This window comes from Amycolatopsis sp. SID8362, from assembly GCF_010550475.1.
Taxonomy (GTDB): Bacteria; Actinomycetota; Actinomycetes; order Mycobacteriales; family Pseudonocardiaceae; genus Amycolatopsis; species Amycolatopsis eburnea.
Window position 1 is genome coordinate 1 of sequence record NZ_JAAGNB010001819.1, and the last position, 16,916, is coordinate 16,916.

Below are 16,916 nucleotides of genomic sequence, written 5' to 3' on the forward strand. Positions count from 1 at the left end.
CGGCGGCTCCGGCCGGCGGCGGTGTGGCCACGGCGTCGACCGCGACGCCGCGGTGCACGACGGCCGACCTGGAGGTCCTGCTGGGCAAGCCGGCCGAGAAGAACGACGCGCCGGGCCAGTACGACATCCCGCTGACGTACCGGAACACGACGGACCACACGTGCGGCCTGTACGGCGTCCCGGGCGTCGACCTGGTCGGCCCGGACGAGCCGACGTTCGGCCCGGTGTACCACCTGCCGCGCGTCGACAACGGCGTGAAGTACAACGAGGTCACCGCGGGCACGACGGCCTCGGCGACGATCACGGTGGTGAAGCCGGCGGCCGGCGAGCCGGCCTGGACGCCGGCGAAGCTGAACACGATCCCGCCGGGCTCGACCCGGGCGCTGTCCGCGGCCTGGCCGCCCGACCTGCCGGTCCTCCGCCAGGACGCGGCGACCCACCCGGGCTCGTACGTGAACGGCATCCTCGCCGACCCGTCCTGACGGCCTTCTCGTCACTCGATCGGGTGAAGCCGGGGGCCGCGCGTCATTCCTGGCGTGGGGTCCCCTCTTCCTCACTGCGGCGGTAACCGGCCGGCACGCCCCCCGACTGGCCGGTTACCGCTGCGAGTTCCCTACTCACGGTGGAGCAGCACGACGGCGTCCGTCCCGCCGACGCGCAGGTACCCCGTGCTTTCCAGCTCTTCCAGCGCCTCGGCCTTCGTCGCCAGGGTGGTCGGCCACGACTGCTCCGGGTTCGCCACCGCCACCCACTCCGGCCGAGACGCGGTCACGCCGTCGAAGAACAGCACCGTGCAGCGGGACGTCAGCCGCGGGGCCAGCCGGTTGGACGCCAGGACGGTGGCGCCGTCCGGGATCCGGGCGAGGACCGCGTCGATGCCCGCGCGCTGCGCCGGGGTCCAGACGCCGCTGGTCAGGTGCGCCGCCTGCAGCCCCAGCGACGCCAGCCCGGCGGCCAATGCGCACGCGGGCAGCAGCCGGGCGACGCGCCGGGCGCCGTGCAGGCCCGCGAGGAACACGATCGGCATCAGCACCGCGCTGTAGTGGTAGCCCAGGCCCCAGTACCGGTCGTTCGCCGCCACCAGCCGCCACGCCAGCGTCGGCACCGCCAGCAGCAGCACCGGCGACCGCAGCGCCGCGAACGCCGTCGGGGCCAGCAGGGCCAGCAGCATCGACACCTTCACGAGCGCGCCGCCGAACGGGTCGAAACCGCCGCCGTGGGCGTACGCGCCCGCCGGGTTCAGCGCCGGCAGCACGACCAGGAACAGCGCCGCCGACGTGACGACGCCGAACGCGACGACCGCCCAGCCGAGCCGCCGCTGCCGGTTGAGCACCAGCACCACGCCGACGGCGGCGAGCGTCAGCGGCAGGTCCTCCTTGACCAGCACCAGCGGCAGCGCGCACCAGACCGCGGCCCGCCACCGCTCGCGCAGCAGGTGCTCGGCGGTGAACGCCAGCATCGGCACGGCGAAGCAGACCTCGTGGAAGTCGAAGTTCACCGCGGACAGCAGCCCCCACGACAGCACGTACCCCGCGCCCACGACGACGCCCCGGCGGCGGCCGAGCACCTCGATCGCGCAGCGCGTCACCGGCACGGCCGACAGCGCGAACAGCAGCGCCTGCGCCACCAGCAGGCACCCCGGCGACGGCCAGAGCAGGTAGAACGGCGCCAGCAGCGCGAGGATCGGGTGGAAGTGGTCGCCGAGCGTCGGCGCGCCCGGGCCGAGCAGGTCCGACACCGGCCAGTGCCCGTGCGCGTAGGACCGCACCGCCTGTTCGAAGATCCCCAGGTCGAACCCGCTCGCGTCGAACGTCCGGAGCCGCTGGAGCGACCAGGCCGCGTACCCGGCGAACGCGACCGCCGCGACGGCGTAGGGGAGCGCGCGGGCTTCGCGCGGGCGCGCTGGGGAAGGCGCGAAGTCGATCAGCATGGCGGGATGCTCTTGGCGCCACGCTGAACCGGAGCTTAAGCAGCCTGAAGAAGTCTTCAGGCAAGCGGCAAGCGGAGCTCCAGGAGCGCGCCGGACGGGCTTTCGGCGACGCGCAGCGTGCCGCCGTGCGTCCGCGCGATCTCCGCCGCGATCGCCAGGCCCAGCCCGGAGCCGCCGTCGTCGTCGCGGGCGCGGTCGGCGTCGAGGCGCACGAAGCGGTCGAAGACGGCTTCGCGGTGCTCGGCCGGGATACCGGGGCCGTCGTCCTGAACCGTCAGCACGGCCTCGCCGCCGGCCGCGGAGAGCGTGATCGTCACGCGGCTCGCGGCGTGCCGCTCGGCGTTGTCGGCGAGGTTGCGCAGCACCCGCTCGAGCCGTCCCGCGTGGCCGCGGACCGTAGGCGTGGCGTCGATTTCCGTGCGCACCTCGACGCCGTCCCGGGGCAGCCGCGCGGCGACGTGCCCGGTGACGACGTCCGCCAGCGCGACCGGTTCGCGGGCGGCGGGCTGGTCCGCGTCCAGCTTGCTGAGCAGCAGCAGGTCGCCGGCCAGCGCCTCCATCCGCGCCACGTCGAGCACGGCGTTTTCGAAGCTGTGGCGCCAGTCGAGCCGGTCGGGGTGGGCGAGCTGCACTTCGAGCTGGGTGCGCATCGACGCCAGCGGGGTGCGCAGCTCGTGCGACGCGTCCGCGGTGAACCGGCTCTGCCGCCGGACCGACCGGTCGAGCCGGGCCAGCATCTCGTTCATCGTCACGGCGAGCGCGGTGATCTCGTCGCCGGAGTCGGGCACCGGCACGCGGCGGCCGAGGTCCCGCGCGCGGATCCCGTCCACCTCGGCGCGGATCGAGCCCACCGCGCGCAGCGACCGCCGGACCGCGAACCAGGCGACGCCGCCGACGAGCAGCGCGGCCGCCGGCACCCCGCCCCAGAGGATCCGCTGGGCGGTGGCGACGGTTTCGAGGCCGAGCGGGTCGAGCGGCGCCGACGCCTGGACGAAGTGCTTCCCGTCGGTGGTCCCGGACTGCGACACGACGGTGTTCTCGCCGCCGAAGGGCCAGCCGAGCACGCAATCGGGCGCGTAGACGTACGCCTGCCCGACTTTCGCGCCGGTGCTCCGGTCGGCCGGGCAGCCGGTGTCGGTCCCCTTGTCGCGGGTGATCCAGTAGCCGCCGTAGCCGAGCTGCGCGGCCACGGCGGTGGGCGTGACCTTGGCGTCGAGCAGCGCGGCGATCGCCTCCGCCTTCTCGTTGGCGAGCCGGTTGGCGGCGGCTTCGACGCCGTCGCGCAGCGCGTTCACGAACCAGTACGCCCCGAGGCCGAGGACGAGCGCCGACGCGAGCGAGGCGAAGAGGGCGACCCGCCACCGGGTCGACCGGGGCAGCAACCGGGCCATCCGCAGAAGATAACCGCACCTTCGGAGACCCGGCCGGCGTCCCGGCGCCTTACCGTCGAAGGCTGTGACGGTCGAACAGTGGGAGTCGGTGCGCGCGGCCCTGCCGGACGTCGGCGGCCGGTTCGCGGACCTGGTGGCGAGCGTGCCGGACGCACACGCGAAGTCGCTGGGTGAGTGGTCCATCGCCGAAACGGCGTCGCACGTCGGGATGATCGCGCTGATGTACACCGCGATGATCCGCGGCGACGGCGGCCCGCTGCCGTTGCCGGGCCTCGAAGAGCCGATCGACTCGGCCAGCGTCGACACGATCTCGCGGATGAACGCGCTCGCCCTCGAGCTGTACCCCGAGCGCGACCCGGTCCGCCTGGCCGAGCGGCTGCGCGCGGACATCGCCGAGGTCCTGCTGGTCAGCGCGGACCTCGACCCGGAGAAGCCGGTGTGGTGGCTGGGCGGCTCGCGCGTCCCGGTGGCCGGCGTCCTCGCGCACCTGGTCAACGAGATGCTGCTGCACGGTCTCGACATCGCCCGCGCGCTCGGCCGGCCGTGGCCGGTCCCGGCGCGGTACGAGGCGATGTTCCTGGAGCTGTTCCTGTTCGGCATGGTGCGCAACGACATGGGGAGCCTCCTCGACGACGCGACGCCGTCACCCCGGCGGATCGCGGTCGAGTTCCGGTCGGCGTACACGAAGCCGGGCGTGCTGGCGCTGCAACACGGAAGGCTGCGCTTCGAGGAACCGGACGGCACGGCGGACGTGCGCCTGCGCTTCGACCCGGCGGTGCTGGTCCCGATGATGTTCGGCCGGATTTCGAAGGCCCGCGCGGTCCTGACCAGCGGGGTCCGCATCTCCGGGCGGCGGCCGTGGCTGCTCCCGGAGTTCCTGCGGACTGTGCGGATGCCTTAGCGCAGCACGCGGAAGGTCAGATGGGTCGCGTTCGGCGTCTCGCTGACCGCGGTGCGCTCCAGCCGGACGTGCTCGCCCGCGGGGCCGTCGAAGAGCCGGACGCCGTGGCCGAAGAGCAGCGGGACCACGTGCAGGCGGAGTTCGTCCACCAGCCCGGCGCTCAGGAACTGCCGCAGGGTGGTGCCGCCACCCATGACGACGACGTTGTCCGCGCCGGCCGCGGCTTTCGCCTGCCGCAGGGCGCTTTCGATGCCTTCGGTGACGAACGTGAACGTCGTCGGGCCCTTGACGACCGGGTCGTGCGGCCGGTTCGTGACGACGAAAACCGGCTTCTTGAAGGTGCCGTCGTCACCCCAGACGTCGATGCCGACGTCGAACATCGTCCGGCCGACGACGAACGCACCGGTGCCCTCGAACAGCTTCGCCGCGATTTCGCCTTCGGCTTCGGTGCCCTCGAACAGCCATTGGTGCAGCAGGTCGCCGCCCTTGCCGAGCCGGTGCTCGGGCCCGGTGTCCGGCCCGGCCACGATCCCGTCGGCCGACACGCTGATCTCCGCGATGACCGTCACCAGGCGTCGCCCCATTCCGCGTCGCGGGCCGCGCGGTACCGCGGGCCCTGTTTCTTCGAGACCGCGACGCCCGGCTTCAGGCCGTCGCCGGTGCACAGGTCGAGCGCGACCCAGCCCTTGTGCTTCTTCGGGTGCCGGATGATCCGCGCGTCCGGCCGCTCCGGCTCGAACCGCCCCGCGACGACGTACGCGAACTTCTCGTCCTCGAAGCCGAGCGTGCCCGCCTTGAGCCGCCGGTGCAGGCCCGAGCGGGGAAGGCGCGCGGCGAAGTGGCACCAGTCCTCGCCGGGCACGATCGGGCACGCCGCGTCGTGCGGACAGGGCGCGACGACGTGCAGGCCCAGCTCGATCAGCTGGACGCGGGCGGCGCGGATCCGCTCGTAGCCCGCGGGGGTGCCCGGCTCGATCAGCGCGACCGCCCCGGCCTTCGCCGCCAGCCAGCGCACGACGTCGGGCCGGGTGGCTTCCGGCAGTTCACCCAGCACATAGGAGAGCGTGACGAGGTCGGCTTCGGGCGCGGGGGCTGCGGGGTCGACGAACCCGCGTCGCCATTCCGCGTCCCGGACCGGCGGCTGCTGCGCGTTCGCGGCCAGCCGCTTCCCGAGCCCGATCGCCCCGGCGACCTGCTCCACCACGGTGCACTTCGCGAGCGACGGCCACACCGCAGCGGCCGCCCACACCGCCGCCCCCGTTCCCCCGCCGACGTCGACCTGCGTACGCGGTTCGAAGCCCGGAGCCCGCGAAGCGGCTTCGGCGAGCACCGCGTGCACGGCGGCGTAGGTGGCCGGCATCCGGTAACCCGCGTACGCGGCGACGTCGGCTTCGGACGTCAGGATCGGCGAGGTCGCGGCGTCACCTTGGCGGTAGCGCGCGCTGAGCCGGTCGACGGACTGGGCCAGCCGGGCCACGGGGTGCCTGGCCAGCTCTTCGTCGAGCGCGGAGGAGAGGTCGTCGGGGAGTACCGCCACGACGGCAGGTTAGCCGGGCGCTCACCAGGGTTCGGCGTCGCGGTTCCGGGCCCAGCGCCAGGCGCGCTGCCCGGCTCGCCGCAGCGGCCGCGGGAGCCCAGGCCGGTCTTCGGTGGCCCGCCAGATCTTCACCGCGCGCGGGTACCACCGCCGGACCCGGCTCAGCGACTTGTCCCAGACCGGGAACCCCCGCTGGGCCGGCTGACCGCTCCCGGCCGGGAGCCGCCCCGCGTCCGAATCATCCCCCGGAGCGAGCCTGAGCTGCTAGTTTTCCCGCGCGAAAACTTTTTCGCCGGACCTGTCGATCCGGGGCGCCGCCGTTCGACGCGTGGGCAAGAGACCGACCGAGAGGAGACCGCCGTGCGGTTCATGGTGATCGTCAAGACGAACGAGCAGACCGACAGCAAGGCCCCCAGCGCCGAGCTGCTGGCCGAGATGGGCAAGTTCAACGAGGAGATGGTCAAGGCCGGCGTCCTGCTGGCGGGCGAGGGCCTCACGCCGAGCTCGGAAGGTGCGCGCGTCGTCTTCGACGGTTCCGCGGCGCCCAAGGTCGTCGACGGCCCGTTCACCGAGTCGAAGGAGCTCGTCGGCGGCTTCTGGATCCTCCAGTGCCGCGACCGCGAAGAGTGCATCGAGTGGATCAAGCGGATGCCGAACCCCGAGGGCGAGCACGGCGAGGTCGAGATCCGGCGGGTCGCCGAGGTGTCCGACTTCGAGAACATGACGCCCGAGGTCGCGGAGCTGGAAGGGCGGCTCCGCGCGCAGAGCGCCCAGGACGCGTGATGCGGTTCCTCGTGATGGTGAAGGCCACTCCCGAGTCCGAGGCGCCCGGGTTCCAGCCCGGCGCCGAGGAGCTGGCCGAGATGACGAAGTTCAACGCGCGGCTGGCCGACGAGGGCCGGATCGTGATGGCCGAGGGCCTGACCTCGAGCGCGGACGGCGTGCGGGTCGTCTTCGAAGGGGAGGCGGAGCCGAAGCTGATCGACGGGCCGTTCGCGGAGACGAAGGAGCTGATCGCCGGGTTCTGGGTGCTCAACGGCGAGTCGCTCGAAGACGTCGTCGAGCTGATGAAGCAGGCGCCGAACCCCGACGCGAAGATCGGCACCATCGAGATCCGCACCATCGCCGAGTAGCGGGTTGCACCGCGGCCGATCACCCTGTCTGATGGCCGGGTGACGGTTGCGGACACCCGGAGCACGGTCGAAGCGGTCTGGCGCATCGAGTCGCCGCGGCTCATCGCGGGCCTGGCCCGGATGGCCCGTGGCGATGTCGGTCTCGCCGAAGAGCTGGCGCAGGACGCGCTGGTCGCGGCGCTGGAGCAGTGGCCGGAGTCCGGCGTTCCGCGCAACCCCGGCGCGTGGCTGATGACCATCGCCAAGCGCCGCGCGGTCGACCAGTTCCGCCGCAACGAGCGGTACGCGGAGAAACTCGAAGAGGTCGGCCGCGACCAGCAGCTCGGCGAAGGCGTCCTGCCGGACTTCGACGCGGCCCTCGACGACCACATCGAGGACGACGTCCTGCGCCTGCTGTTCGTCGCGTGCCACCCGGTGCTGAACACCCAGGCCAGGGTCGCGCTGACGCTGCGCATGCTCGGCGGCCTGACGACCGACGAGATCGCGCGCGCGTTCCTGGTCCGCGAATCGACGATCGCCCAGCGCATCGTCCGCGCGAAGAAGGCGCTGGCGGCGGCGAAGGTCCCGTTCGAGGTCCCGGAGGGCGACGAGCGCGTCGCCCGGCTGTCGTCCGTGCTCGAGGTCCTCTACCTGGTGTTCAACGAGGGCTACTCGGCCACCCGCGGCGACGACTGGATGCGCCCGGCGCTGTGCGAAGAGGCGATGCGCCTCGGCCGCGTGCTCGCCGCGCTGATGCCGGGCGAGTCCGAGGTGCACGGCCTGGTCGCGCTGATGGAGCTGCAGGCGTCGCGCGCGAAGGCCCGCACCAAGCCCGACGGTGAGCCGGTGCTGCTGCTGGACCAGGACCGCTCCCGCTGGGACCGCTTCCTGATCCAGCACGGCCTGGCTGCGCTGGCGCTGTCGGAGCAGATCGCCGAAGGGGCGTATGGCCCGTACTCGGCACAGGCGGCGATCGCGGCCTGCCACGCCCGCGCCCGCACCCCGGAGGAGACGGACTGGGTGCGGATCGCGGCGTTGTACGAAGGCCTCGGCAAGCTCCAGCCGTCCCCGGTGATCGAGCTGAACCGCGGCGTCGCGGTGGCGATGGCCCACGGCCCGGAAGCGGGCCTGGCGGTGGTGGACGCGGTGGCGTCGGACGCGGCGCTGAAGGACTACCACTTGTTGCCGAGCGTCCGCGGCGACCTGCTGGAGAAGCTCGGCCGGCTGGAGGAGGCGGAGCGCGAGTTCCGGCGCGCGGCGGAGATGACGGAGAACGCTCGTGAGCGGGAGCTGCTCTTGAACCGCGCGAAGGCCGTCGGCGCCTAGCGGCCACGCCGACCGGCCGGTGAACGGGCTTGCTCGACCAGCCCCTTTCGCAGTCATCGGCGGTATCGCCTGCACCGTGGTTTACGCGACAGCACGGCTGCTCGCCTTGCTCATCGTCCTGCGCGGAACCCGGCCCAGCCAGCGGGCGGAGCTGGTCCGCGCGGTGGCGGACCTGTTCGGCCACCGACGTCGGCCGGCGCCGGGACAACAGCGGAAACGACCCGGCGATGACGCTTCCGCCTAACGGCCCCGCCACGAAAGCGGTGACAGCGTCAAAGCCGCCTCCGCGATCTTCTTCGCCGTCCCCGTCTTCAGCCCCTTCGTCGCAGACGCGATCCACTCGTCCACCGGCCGCACCCCGACGTCGCGGTACTCCAGCGCCTGCAACAACATCTCCAGCTTGTCCGCGTCCTTGGCACACAACGCCTCCGCCGACGAACGCGTCTCGTACTCGTCCACGGCCTCGCGCACCAGCTCCCGGGACCGCGACGGCAACCCGGCCGTCTGGTCCGCCGTGATCTCCCGTGGCTCCGGCTTGCGCAGGTACTCCACCGCCGTCAGCGGGAGGTCGCCCGTGCGGGTCTCCTGCGTGTCGTGCCACAGCGCGAGGAACGCCGCCCGTTCCGGGGACGCGCCTTCCTCCGCCGCGATCAGCGCCGCCAGCTGGGCCGCGCGGAGGCTGTGCTCGCCGACCGACTCCGGGTCGCGGACGCCCGCGTGCCACCAGCCCGACCGCCGGATCCGCTTCAGGAGGCCGAGCTCGTAGCCGAACGAGGCCAGCGCTTCAGAGGTCATGCGCGCAGCCTAAAGGTCAGCCGGAAACCTCCACCACGCGCGAGCACGCGCCGGCCACGGCTTCGTCGTGCGTCGCGACGACGATCGTCTTCCCGGCCTCGTTGAGCCGGCGGAGCAGGCCGAGGACGACGTCGCGGTTTTCGCTGTCGAGGGAGCCGGTCGGTTCGTCCGCCAGCACGATGTCGCACGGCTTGAGCAGCAGCCGGGCCACGGCGACGCGCTGCTGTTCGCCGCCGGACAGCGAGAAGATCCGGCGGTCTTCCGCGCCCGGCAGCCCGACCTGCGCGAGCGCCTCGGCGATGCGTTCCCGCTTCGGGGTCCCGCGGCCCGCGTAGGTGAGGGCGATGCCGAGGTTCTGCGCGACCGTGTCGCTGTCGATGAGGGCGAAGTTCTGGAACAGGTAGCCCAGGCTCGAGCGGCGGAGGCGGTTCGCGGCACGGCTGTGCGGCCCCGGTGCGGCGCGGCCGAGCAGCCGGACCGCGCCGGAGTCGGGGGCGTCCAGCAGCCCGATCAGGTTGAGGACCGTGGACTTCCCCATTCCGCTCGCCCCGGTGAGCGCGACGAACTCGCCCGCCTCGACGCGCAGGCCGAAGCCGTCCAGTACCCGGCGTCCGCCGTACTGCTTGCGCACGCCCGAAAGTTCGCAGCGGACTTCCGCCATCACAGCTCCTTCAACCGCTTGACCGCGTTCCGCCGTTCGACGACACGTGCGGTCACGACCACGAACAGGACCTCGATCAGCAACGCCGCGAGCGCCACGGCCAGCAGCTTCGGCACCTGCGCGAAGGCGTTCACCTCGACGCCGGGCACCGATTCCGTCTGCGTGCCCAGCCAGACGACGACCACCGCGGCGGCGAGGCTCTGCGCCAGCCACGTCCCGCCCACCACGAAGAGCAGTTCGCGGTACGAGCGGGTGAACCCGGTGCCGTGGAGCCGGCGCACGGTGAGCCGCCGCCGCAGCCGGTCGGAACCGATGACCACCGTCGCCGCGGTCAGCACGACCACCACGAGCAACGCGCCCACCCCGAACGCGCCGGCCTGCACCAGGCCGCCGCGCAGCTCGTTGACCTGGGTGCTCATGGCGTCGTGCACGCTCACCAGGTACTGCAGGTTGTCGTCGAGCCTGAGCTCCCGCAGCAGCGGCGCGAGCCGGGCGGACACGGCCGCGGCATCGCCGTCGACCCGGACCTTCAAGCCGGTGTCCAGCCCGCCGGTGACCGAGTTCAGCCGGTCCACGGTCAGGCTGTTCGCCGGCGTCATGATTTCGATGACGGGGTCGGTGATCATGTTGCCGTGCTCGGGGTTGACCTTGGGGTCGAAGCTGAACACCTGCTGCCCGGTGGCCATCCAGATGATGCGGACCTCCTGGTCGGCGAACCGCTCCGGCGCCTTGTCCCCGGCGATGCGGGCTTCCGCCTGCGCGACGCCGGTGATGCCCCGCCCGCCGGTCCGCACGCTCTTGAAGAGCTCCTTGAGCTCGGCTTCGCGTGCCTTGAACCGCTCGGGCACGGCGACCACCCACGCCTGTTCGCTGTCCGCGACCTCGATCCGCCGCCCCGACTCGTCCAGCACGGGGTACTGCTCGAGGTAGTTGCCGTTGACGCGGATCGGCGGTACCGGCCAGGGCGACGCCGGGTCGGCGGGCGCGCCTTGCTGGTAGTTGACGGAGTCGACGTAGAGCGCGCCCGCCTCTTCGAGGACGGGGTACAGCCCGCGTGCCTCCGCGACCGACGAGGCGTTGCCGCCGGATTCCAGCTCCTGCTGGTCGTTCCCCACGAGACGCGGGTAGAAGATCGCGTAGTTCTGGACCTTCTCCCACGGCGCCAAGGCGTCCAGCTGCTTGCCGAGGTCGGTGACCTGCTGCCAGACGGCCACGCCCAGCACGGCCAGCACCACCCCGCAGACGGCCTTCACCACCGCGGGCACCGCGATCGCCGAGCCGAAGGAAGAACGGCTCCGCCCGCGGTCCGCGCGTCGCATCCGATCGTTCACTGCAAGCTTCCTTTGATGAGGTCCGAGATCCGTACGCGGTGGATGACGAGCAGCCCGACGCCGACGGTGGCCGCGAACCCGAGCACCGCGACCCGGGCGAGCGTGCCGGCGAGGGTGCGCAGGAGCAGCGCGTCGACCCCGGGGACGGCCAGCGAGACGGCCCCGCAGGCGGCCAGCCCGACGGCGAAGGACGCGAGCTGCAGCCGTCCCACGACCTCGAACCAGACGCGCACCGCGGAGAACCCGGTCAGCCGCAGCACTCCGATCCGCTTTCCCTCGCGCAGCAGGACGAACGCGATGACCACGGTGGCCACGCCGGCCAGGAGGTACGCCAGCACCTCCAGGTACCCGCCGCTCTCCGCGGGCACCCGGGCGCCGGCGGGCGTGAGGTCCGCGACGGTCAGCCCCTCGACCCCGGCCTCGACCAGCCGCTGGCGCACGAGCTCGAGGAACCGGCCGGTGGCGGCGGCGTCCGGGGCTTCGACCACGTACCGGCCGGCCGCGGGCAGGGCGTCGAAGGCCTGCCGCAAGGGGGCGAACGTCAGCTCGTACCGGTCGCCGAAGACCGACGGCACCCCCACGTTGTCCCGCTCGCCGGCGCGCGCCGAGGAGACGGTCACCGTTCCGTCCCGCGACTCGGCCGGGCTCGGCCAGCGCCCCGCGGCCAGGGTGAACCCGTCGAACAGGGCGGTGTGGTCGCGGCCGACGAAGACGTAGTGCCGGATGCGTTTCTGCCCGGACCGCGGGGTGTTCACGGTGGTGCGCAGCACGTTCGAGCCGGTGGCCGTTGCGGCCTCGGCGAGCACGCGCAGCGCGACTTCGGGCGTCGCCGCCTTCGGGTGCTCCGGCCAGGTGAACGGGGTGCCGACGTGGTAGGCGGCGGTTTCCCCCTGCGATTCCCGCTCGAAAACCGCGTCCGCGAGCACGACCGCCGGAATGGCGAGGAGAATGCCCGCGAAAAGCAGTGCGAGTGTCAGCCGCATTCTTCGTTCACCCCCTCACGCAATTTCCGGCGGACCGGTGCCGGGCCTGGTTCGGCCCGGCACCGGGTTGTTTCACGATCGGATCAGGCGTTCGGGTTGTAGTACGCGTAGCAGGTGTACGCCCAGCCCGCGACCACGCCCGCCTGGGCCCAGTAGCCCGCGTTGGCCCACCGCTTGCTGGTGGCGCCGGCCATCACCGCGGTCGCGCTGTGGTAGTTCTGGTTGTGGACGTAGTTCGAGTAGCACCGCTTGAGCACGCCGCTGGCTTCGGTGCCGTGGCACCAGGTGCCGCCACCGACGTTCGAACAGGCCAGCACCTGCGCGGGGCTCGCCGTCGTGCTGCTGCCGGCCGGCGCCGCCTCCGCGACCGAGGTGAGCCCCGCGCCCATGAAGAGCGCCAGCGAAGCAACCGAAGCCGTTTTCGCGGCACGGATCTTGAACGTTGACATGACCGATTCAACTCCCCATTCGGATGTTTCCGCCGCCGACGGCGGCGAAACGCCGGGGGATCAATAGAAAAAGCCGGCACGCCACGCGGCCGAAAAAAAAGAATCAACCCCCCGGTTTGTGCCGACTCTCCCCGAGTCGACCCCGAGAACCTAGCAACGGCCCGGACCGGGCTCAAGATCTTCGTCGCCGGGTTCACTCGGATGGTGCAACAAGGTCAAAAAGGTGCATAACCGGCGACGTTGCTTCCGGAGCGTTACCGGAATCGCGGGATATTTTCGGTCAGGGCGACGGGATCATCGCCGTCAGGATCGTCGCCTGCAGCAGGGAGATCACGCCGACGACGGCGGTCAGCAGCAGGGACCACAGGAACGTCTGCCGCAGCAGCGAACCCTCCTTGCCGCTCTGGCCGATCGCCGTCGCGCCGATCGAGAGGTTCTGCGGCGAGATCATCTTGCCCATCACGCCGCCGGACGTGTTGGTCGCGCCGGCGAGGACCGGGTTCAGGTTCAGCTGCTGGGCCGAGATCACCTGCATCGGGCCGAACAGGCTGTTCGTCGACGCGTCCGAGCCGGTGAGGAACACGCCCAGCCAGCCGATGTACGCCGAGAACAGCGGGAACACCGCGCCGGTCGTCGCCAGTGCCAGGCCCAGCGTCTGCGTCGCGCCCGAGTAGTTCATCACGAACGCGATGGCCAGGATCATGAAGATCGTCGCGAGCGCCCAGCGCATCTGGACCAGCGTCCGCCGGTACGTTTCGAGCAGCAGCCTCGGCCGCGCGCCCATCGCGAAGCCGGCGATGACCGCGGCGATCAGGGCGACTGTGCCTGGGGAGAACAGGAAGTCCACGGTGAACGTCGCCGCGTAGGGCGTGTTCTTCGCGGTGATCGGCGGGTGCTGGACGACGTGGTTGTGCAGCCCCGGCCAGGCGAAGATCCAGTCCGCCTTGTGCAGCAGCTTCGTCAGGTCCAGCCACGCGGGGAGGTTCTTGAAGATCGTGCCGATCCGCGACAGGAAGATCGCCAGGATCAGGATGAGGTAAGGCATCCACGCGTAGAGCGCGCGGCGATCGGATTCCGCGGGGGTCGAGACAGCGCTTTCTTCACCGTCGAACCGCCACACGGTCGCGGGCTGCCAGAACCGCGTCAGGACCCACAGCGCCGCCATCGCGGTGAGCGCGGCGAGGACGTCGACGAGGCTGGCGCTGATGTAGTTGGACGCGACGAACTGCATGGCCGCGAACGCGAGCCCGGCGGTCAGCACGGCGGGCCACACCTCGAGCATGCGCTTCCAGCCCGCCAGCACCACGACCAGGAACGCCGGGATGATCAGCGCCAGCACCGGAACCTGCCGCCCGACCATCGCCGAGAACAGCTCGGTCGCCTGGTCCTGCTTGAGGTGCATGATCGGCGCGGTGAGCCGCCCGAGCACGATCAGCGGGTTGCCGAGCCCGCCGAACGCGACCGGCGCGGTGTTCGCCAGCAACGCCAGCACGACGGCCTTCACCGGCGGGAACCCCAGCGCCGCCATCATCGCGGCGGTGATCGCGATCGGCGACCCGCCACCCGCGACGCCTTCGAGCAGCGCACCGAAGGCGAACGCGATCAGCAGCGCCTGGAGCCGCCGGTCTTCGCTGAACCCGGCGAGCACGTGCTTGATGCTGTCGAACCGCCCGGTGGCGACGGTGACGTTGTGGAAGTACACGGCGTGGAACGCGATCCAGGCCACCGACCACACGCCGAACAGCACCCCCATGGCCGCGGAGTCGAACGCCAGCGCGGCCGGCATCCGGTACAGCAGCAGCGCGACCCCGAGCGCGGTGACCAGCGCGAGCGCGGCGGACAGGTGCGCGGAGAAGCGGACAACCCCGAGCGCGACGAGCAACACGACGATCGGCAGCGCGGCGAGCAGCGCGGACACCCACAGCCCGCCCGCCGGCTGGTAGTCCTGGATCCAGGTCACGGTCGGCTCCTTCGCCGGGTGGTGGGGACGCGCTCAAGGGGTGGCCGGATGGTCTTGAATGAGTCATTCAGGACCTCCGGTGACCTGAATGACTCATTCAAGACACTGGGCGGGGCACGAAACGCGGGCCGGTGGCGGGTCCGGCCGAGCCCGCCGGAGGCGCGGGCCGTGCGAAATGCCGGTCCCGGAGGCCATGAACGACCCTTTCACCGCGTCCGGCGAGATGAACGACTCGTTCATGGCGTCGCGAGCCGGGTCAGGCGGGCCGGCTCCGCACAAAACCAAGCCTCAGCGACAGGGCCGCCGCCGTGCCCGCCACTGACGCGCCCAGTTCGTCGAGGCGGCGCAGCACCCGCGGGGCCGGCCCGGCGATGCTGATCGCCGCGATCGGCCGTCCCGAGTGGTCGCGGACCGCGGCCGCGACGCAGCCGACGTCCGGCTCGTTCTCCACCTCGTCGATGGCCCAGCCGCGCCGGCTCGTCCGCGCGAGCTCGTCGAGGAGGCGGTGCGGGTCGATGATCGTCTTGAGGGTCAGCGAATCCAGCTTCATCCGGCGCACGCGCTCGGCGCGGTCGACCTCCGGCAGCGCGGCGAGCCACGCCTTCCCGAGCGACGTCGCGTGCTGCGGGCGGCGCGTGCCGAGGCGGCAGGCGAGCGTCACGGCGCTGGCGCTGCGTTCGGTGGCGACGTAGACCATGGTGTCGTTGTCCGGCACGGCCAGGTAGGTCGTCTCGCCCGAGCGCTCCGCCAGCGACGCGAGGTAGCGCGGCGCGCAGCGGTGCAGGTCGGTCGCCGCCATCGCGCGGGCGCCGAGCTCGACCAGCCGCGTGCCGAGCCGCACCCGGCCGGTGATCTGGTCGGCTTCGAGGTACTCGAGGTTCTTCAAGGTGCCGACGATCCGGTACGCGGCACTGCGGGAAAGCCCCAGTTGCCGCGCGATCGCATTGGTGGAAATCTCCTGGTGCCGGCCCACGTGCTCCAGCACCGCGAGTCCGCGTTCGAGAGTTCCGCTGTTCTCCAGCCCGCGCTCCGGTCCCACGTTGCCCTCCGTTGGACGTTCCCGGTTTCCGCTCAGCGGCAAGGCTTTCCGCTGGGTGGGTTTGGACGGTAACACCTCCGATGTATGTACGGAAGATCTTGAAACGTCTCAGGAAAAATGCGGGTAGTTGTGGATGCTAATAGGTACAACCTCCGATGGTTAAGTTTCCTACCTATGGCGGTTGCGGGAGCCTGACCAGGCGCGATCGACGGGTTCGACAACGTTGTCGTTCAGGTCCGTGAATGCGCATTCACGAACCTGAATCGCGTGGGGTCAGCGCGGAATTGTCACGAATGCCGGAACGGCCGCCACTACTTCGGCGAGGGCCTGCCGCGCGCATTCGCCGAAGTCGCCGCCGTCGCTCCAGCGCTCGTGGGCGAGCGTCATCGCGAGCGCGCCGAGTTCGGCGGCGACGCGCGCGGTCAGGTCGGGGACGCCACGCCGCTTGAGCGCGTCGGCCAGCGCCGCCGTGAGCGCCAGGCCCTTCAGTGCTTCGCGCTCGCGCAGTTCCGGGTTGGCGTCGATCACCGCGCGCCGGAGGGCGCCGAACTCACGGCGTTCGGGCGTGAAGGCGGCTTGGCCGATCGCGTCCATCGCGGCCGTCACGGCTTCGAGCGGGCTCGCGGTTTCCGGCGCCGCGGCGACCGCCTCCGTGAGCAGGCCGGCCAGCGTGCCGCTGCCGAAGAGCACTTCCCGCTTGTCCTGGAAGTGCCGGAAGAAGGTGCTCTTCGTCAGCCCGGCACGCTCGGCGATGTCGATCACCGTCGTGTTCTCGTAGCCGCGCTCGGCGAACAGCTCGAGGGCGGCTTTGCTCAGCCGCTCCGGGGCGTTCGGTTGCCAGCGGGCCATGGGACCACTTTACGGCACTTGGTCCCGTCGTCGGTGTACGGTGATGGGACCAAGTCTCATCACTGCGTTGGAGGTCGTCATGAGCCGAGCCGTCGTCTACGAGAAGTTCGGTGGTCCCGAAGTCCTGGAGCTGCGTGAAGTGCCCGAACCGCACGCCGGGCCGGGCGAGGTACGCGTGCGCGTCACCGCGGCCGGGCTGAACCCGATGGACTGGGGCCTCGCCGCCCGGCCCGAGGCGGCCGCGCAGTTCGGGATCACGCTGCCGTCCGGCTTCGGGTACGACTTCGCCGGCGTCGTCGACGAGGTCGGGCCCGGCGTCACGAAGTTCGCCGCGGGCGACCGCGTCCACGGCGGCGCGCTCGGACGGGCCGTCGCCGACTTCGTTGTCATCGCGGAGTCGGACGCGCTCTTCGCCACGCCGGACGGGATCAGCGACGAGGTCGCGAGCACGCTCCCGGTGGCAGGCTCCTCGGCGGCCGCGGCGCTGGCGGCGATCGGCCTGCGCGCCGGCGACACCGTCCTGATCGGCGGGGCCGCGGGCGGCGTCGGCATCTTCGCCGTCCAGCTCGCGAAGCTCGCCGGCGCGACCGTGCTCGGCACCGCGTCGGAGAGCACGTCCGGCTTCCTGCGTGACCTCGGCGCCGAGCCGGTC

General features: G+C 71.8%; 19 protein-coding genes. 7 read left to right on the forward strand and 12 right to left on the reverse strand.

Annotation, left to right across the window (positions count from 1 at the left end):
- A partial coding sequence (locus G3I65_RS55170) for a DUF4232 domain-containing protein (RefSeq protein WP_160704499.1) occupies positions 1–482 on the forward strand: 482 nt, incomplete at its 5' end.
- Between the two features lie 131 nt (positions 483–613).
- Here the strand turns inward: G3I65_RS55170 and G3I65_RS55175 are convergent.
- Entirely contained in the window at positions 614–1,930 is a 1,317-nt protein-coding gene (locus G3I65_RS55175; protein ID WP_160704501.1) for a DUF2079 domain-containing protein, read from the reverse strand.
- Positions 1,931–1,986: 56 nt separating this feature from the next.
- Positions 1,987–3,321 carry a HAMP domain-containing sensor histidine kinase gene (locus tag G3I65_RS55180; RefSeq protein WP_160704503.1) on the reverse strand — a complete coding sequence of 445 codons (1,335 nt, stop codon included), beginning with the start codon at positions 3,319–3,321 and terminating at the stop codon, positions 1,987–1,989.
- Positions 3,322–3,385: 64 nt separating this feature from the next.
- Between G3I65_RS55180 and G3I65_RS55185 the strand changes: the two genes are divergently transcribed.
- Positions 3,386–4,222: a maleylpyruvate isomerase family mycothiol-dependent enzyme gene (locus tag G3I65_RS55185; RefSeq protein WP_160704505.1), complete on the forward strand. Its 837-nt coding sequence runs from the start codon at positions 3,386–3,388 to the stop codon at positions 4,220–4,222.
- On the opposite strand, the gene G3I65_RS55190 is transcribed toward G3I65_RS55185, so the two are convergent.
- Positions 4,219–4,791, reverse strand: a complete 573-nt coding sequence (locus G3I65_RS55190; RefSeq protein ID WP_203612773.1) for a dihydrofolate reductase family protein — start codon at positions 4,789–4,791, stop codon at positions 4,219–4,221. The genes G3I65_RS55185 and G3I65_RS55190 overlap by 4 nt on opposite strands.
- Positions 4,788–5,759: a small ribosomal subunit Rsm22 family protein gene (locus G3I65_RS55195; RefSeq protein ID WP_160704507.1), complete on the reverse strand. Its 972-nt coding sequence runs from the start codon at positions 5,757–5,759 to the stop codon at positions 4,788–4,790. The genes G3I65_RS55190 and G3I65_RS55195 overlap by 4 nt, the downstream gene beginning before the upstream one ends.
- Positions 5,760–6,119: 360 nt before the next feature.
- On the opposite strand from G3I65_RS55195, the gene G3I65_RS55200 reads away from it, so the two are divergent.
- The 4 genes from G3I65_RS55200 to G3I65_RS55215 all read left to right on the forward strand — a co-directional run bounded on the left by G3I65_RS55200 (position 6,120) and on the right by G3I65_RS55215 (position 8,441).
- Positions 6,120–6,542: a YciI family protein gene (locus G3I65_RS55200; protein WP_160704509.1), complete on the forward strand. Its 423-nt coding sequence runs from the start codon at positions 6,120–6,122 to the stop codon at positions 6,540–6,542.
- The gene (locus tag G3I65_RS55205) at positions 6,542–6,892 is read left to right on the forward strand and encodes a YciI family protein (RefSeq protein ID WP_125308136.1); all 351 of its coding nucleotides are present in this window, start codon (positions 6,542–6,544) and stop codon (positions 6,890–6,892) included. The genes G3I65_RS55200 and G3I65_RS55205 overlap by 1 nt, the downstream gene beginning before the upstream one ends.
- A 39-nt stretch (positions 6,893–6,931) precedes the next feature.
- A complete protein-coding gene (locus tag G3I65_RS55210; protein ID WP_160704511.1) occupies positions 6,932–8,197 on the forward strand; it encodes an RNA polymerase sigma factor in 1,266 nt (421 codons plus the stop codon).
- 76 nt (positions 8,198–8,273) lie between these two features.
- Entirely contained in the window at positions 8,274–8,441 is a 168-nt protein-coding gene (locus tag G3I65_RS55215) for a hypothetical protein (protein ID WP_160704513.1), read from the forward strand.
- On the opposite strand, the gene G3I65_RS55220 is transcribed toward G3I65_RS55215, so the two are convergent.
- From G3I65_RS55220 to G3I65_RS55255, 8 genes are all read right to left on the reverse strand, one after another.
- On the reverse strand, positions 8,438–8,992 hold the full coding sequence (locus G3I65_RS55220; RefSeq protein ID WP_125308134.1) for an HD family hydrolase: 555 nt from the start codon (positions 8,990–8,992) through the stop codon (positions 8,438–8,440). The genes G3I65_RS55215 and G3I65_RS55220 overlap by 4 nt on opposite strands.
- A 16-nt stretch (positions 8,993–9,008) precedes the next feature.
- Positions 9,009–9,653 carry an ABC transporter ATP-binding protein gene (locus G3I65_RS55225; RefSeq protein ID WP_160704515.1) on the reverse strand — a complete coding sequence of 215 codons (645 nt, stop codon included), beginning with the start codon at positions 9,651–9,653 and terminating at the stop codon, positions 9,009–9,011.
- Positions 9,653–10,984 carry a hypothetical protein gene (locus G3I65_RS55230; protein WP_160704517.1) on the reverse strand — a complete coding sequence of 444 codons (1,332 nt, stop codon included), beginning with the start codon at positions 10,982–10,984 and terminating at the stop codon, positions 9,653–9,655. The genes G3I65_RS55225 and G3I65_RS55230 overlap by 1 nt, the downstream gene beginning before the upstream one ends.
- On the reverse strand, positions 10,981–11,967 hold the full coding sequence (locus G3I65_RS55235; protein ID WP_160704519.1) for a hypothetical protein: 987 nt from the start codon (positions 11,965–11,967) through the stop codon (positions 10,981–10,983). Before G3I65_RS55235 ends, G3I65_RS55230 begins: the two co-directional genes overlap by 4 nt.
- A gap of 83 nt (positions 11,968–12,050) precedes the next feature.
- The gene (locus G3I65_RS55240) at positions 12,051–12,416 is read right to left on the reverse strand and encodes a lactococcin 972 family bacteriocin (protein WP_203612774.1); all 366 of its coding nucleotides are present in this window, start codon (positions 12,414–12,416) and stop codon (positions 12,051–12,053) included.
- Positions 12,417–12,696: 280 nt separating this feature from the next.
- Positions 12,697–14,376: an L-lactate permease gene (locus tag G3I65_RS55245; protein WP_160704521.1), complete on the reverse strand. Its 1,680-nt coding sequence runs from the start codon at positions 14,374–14,376 to the stop codon at positions 12,697–12,699.
- Positions 14,377–14,632: 256 nt separating this feature from the next.
- Positions 14,633–15,415, reverse strand: a complete 783-nt coding sequence (locus G3I65_RS55250) for an IclR family transcriptional regulator (protein WP_086860412.1) — start codon at positions 15,413–15,415, stop codon at positions 14,633–14,635.
- Between the two features lie 273 nt (positions 15,416–15,688).
- The gene (locus G3I65_RS55255; protein WP_160704523.1) at positions 15,689–16,264 is read right to left on the reverse strand and encodes a TetR/AcrR family transcriptional regulator; all 576 of its coding nucleotides are present in this window, start codon (positions 16,262–16,264) and stop codon (positions 15,689–15,691) included.
- 79 nt (positions 16,265–16,343) lie between these two features.
- Here G3I65_RS55255 and G3I65_RS55260 point away from each other — a divergent pair.
- Positions 16,344–16,916 (forward strand): alcohol dehydrogenase catalytic domain-containing protein (locus G3I65_RS55260; RefSeq protein WP_160704525.1); only part of this gene is annotated, 573 nt, incomplete at its 3' end.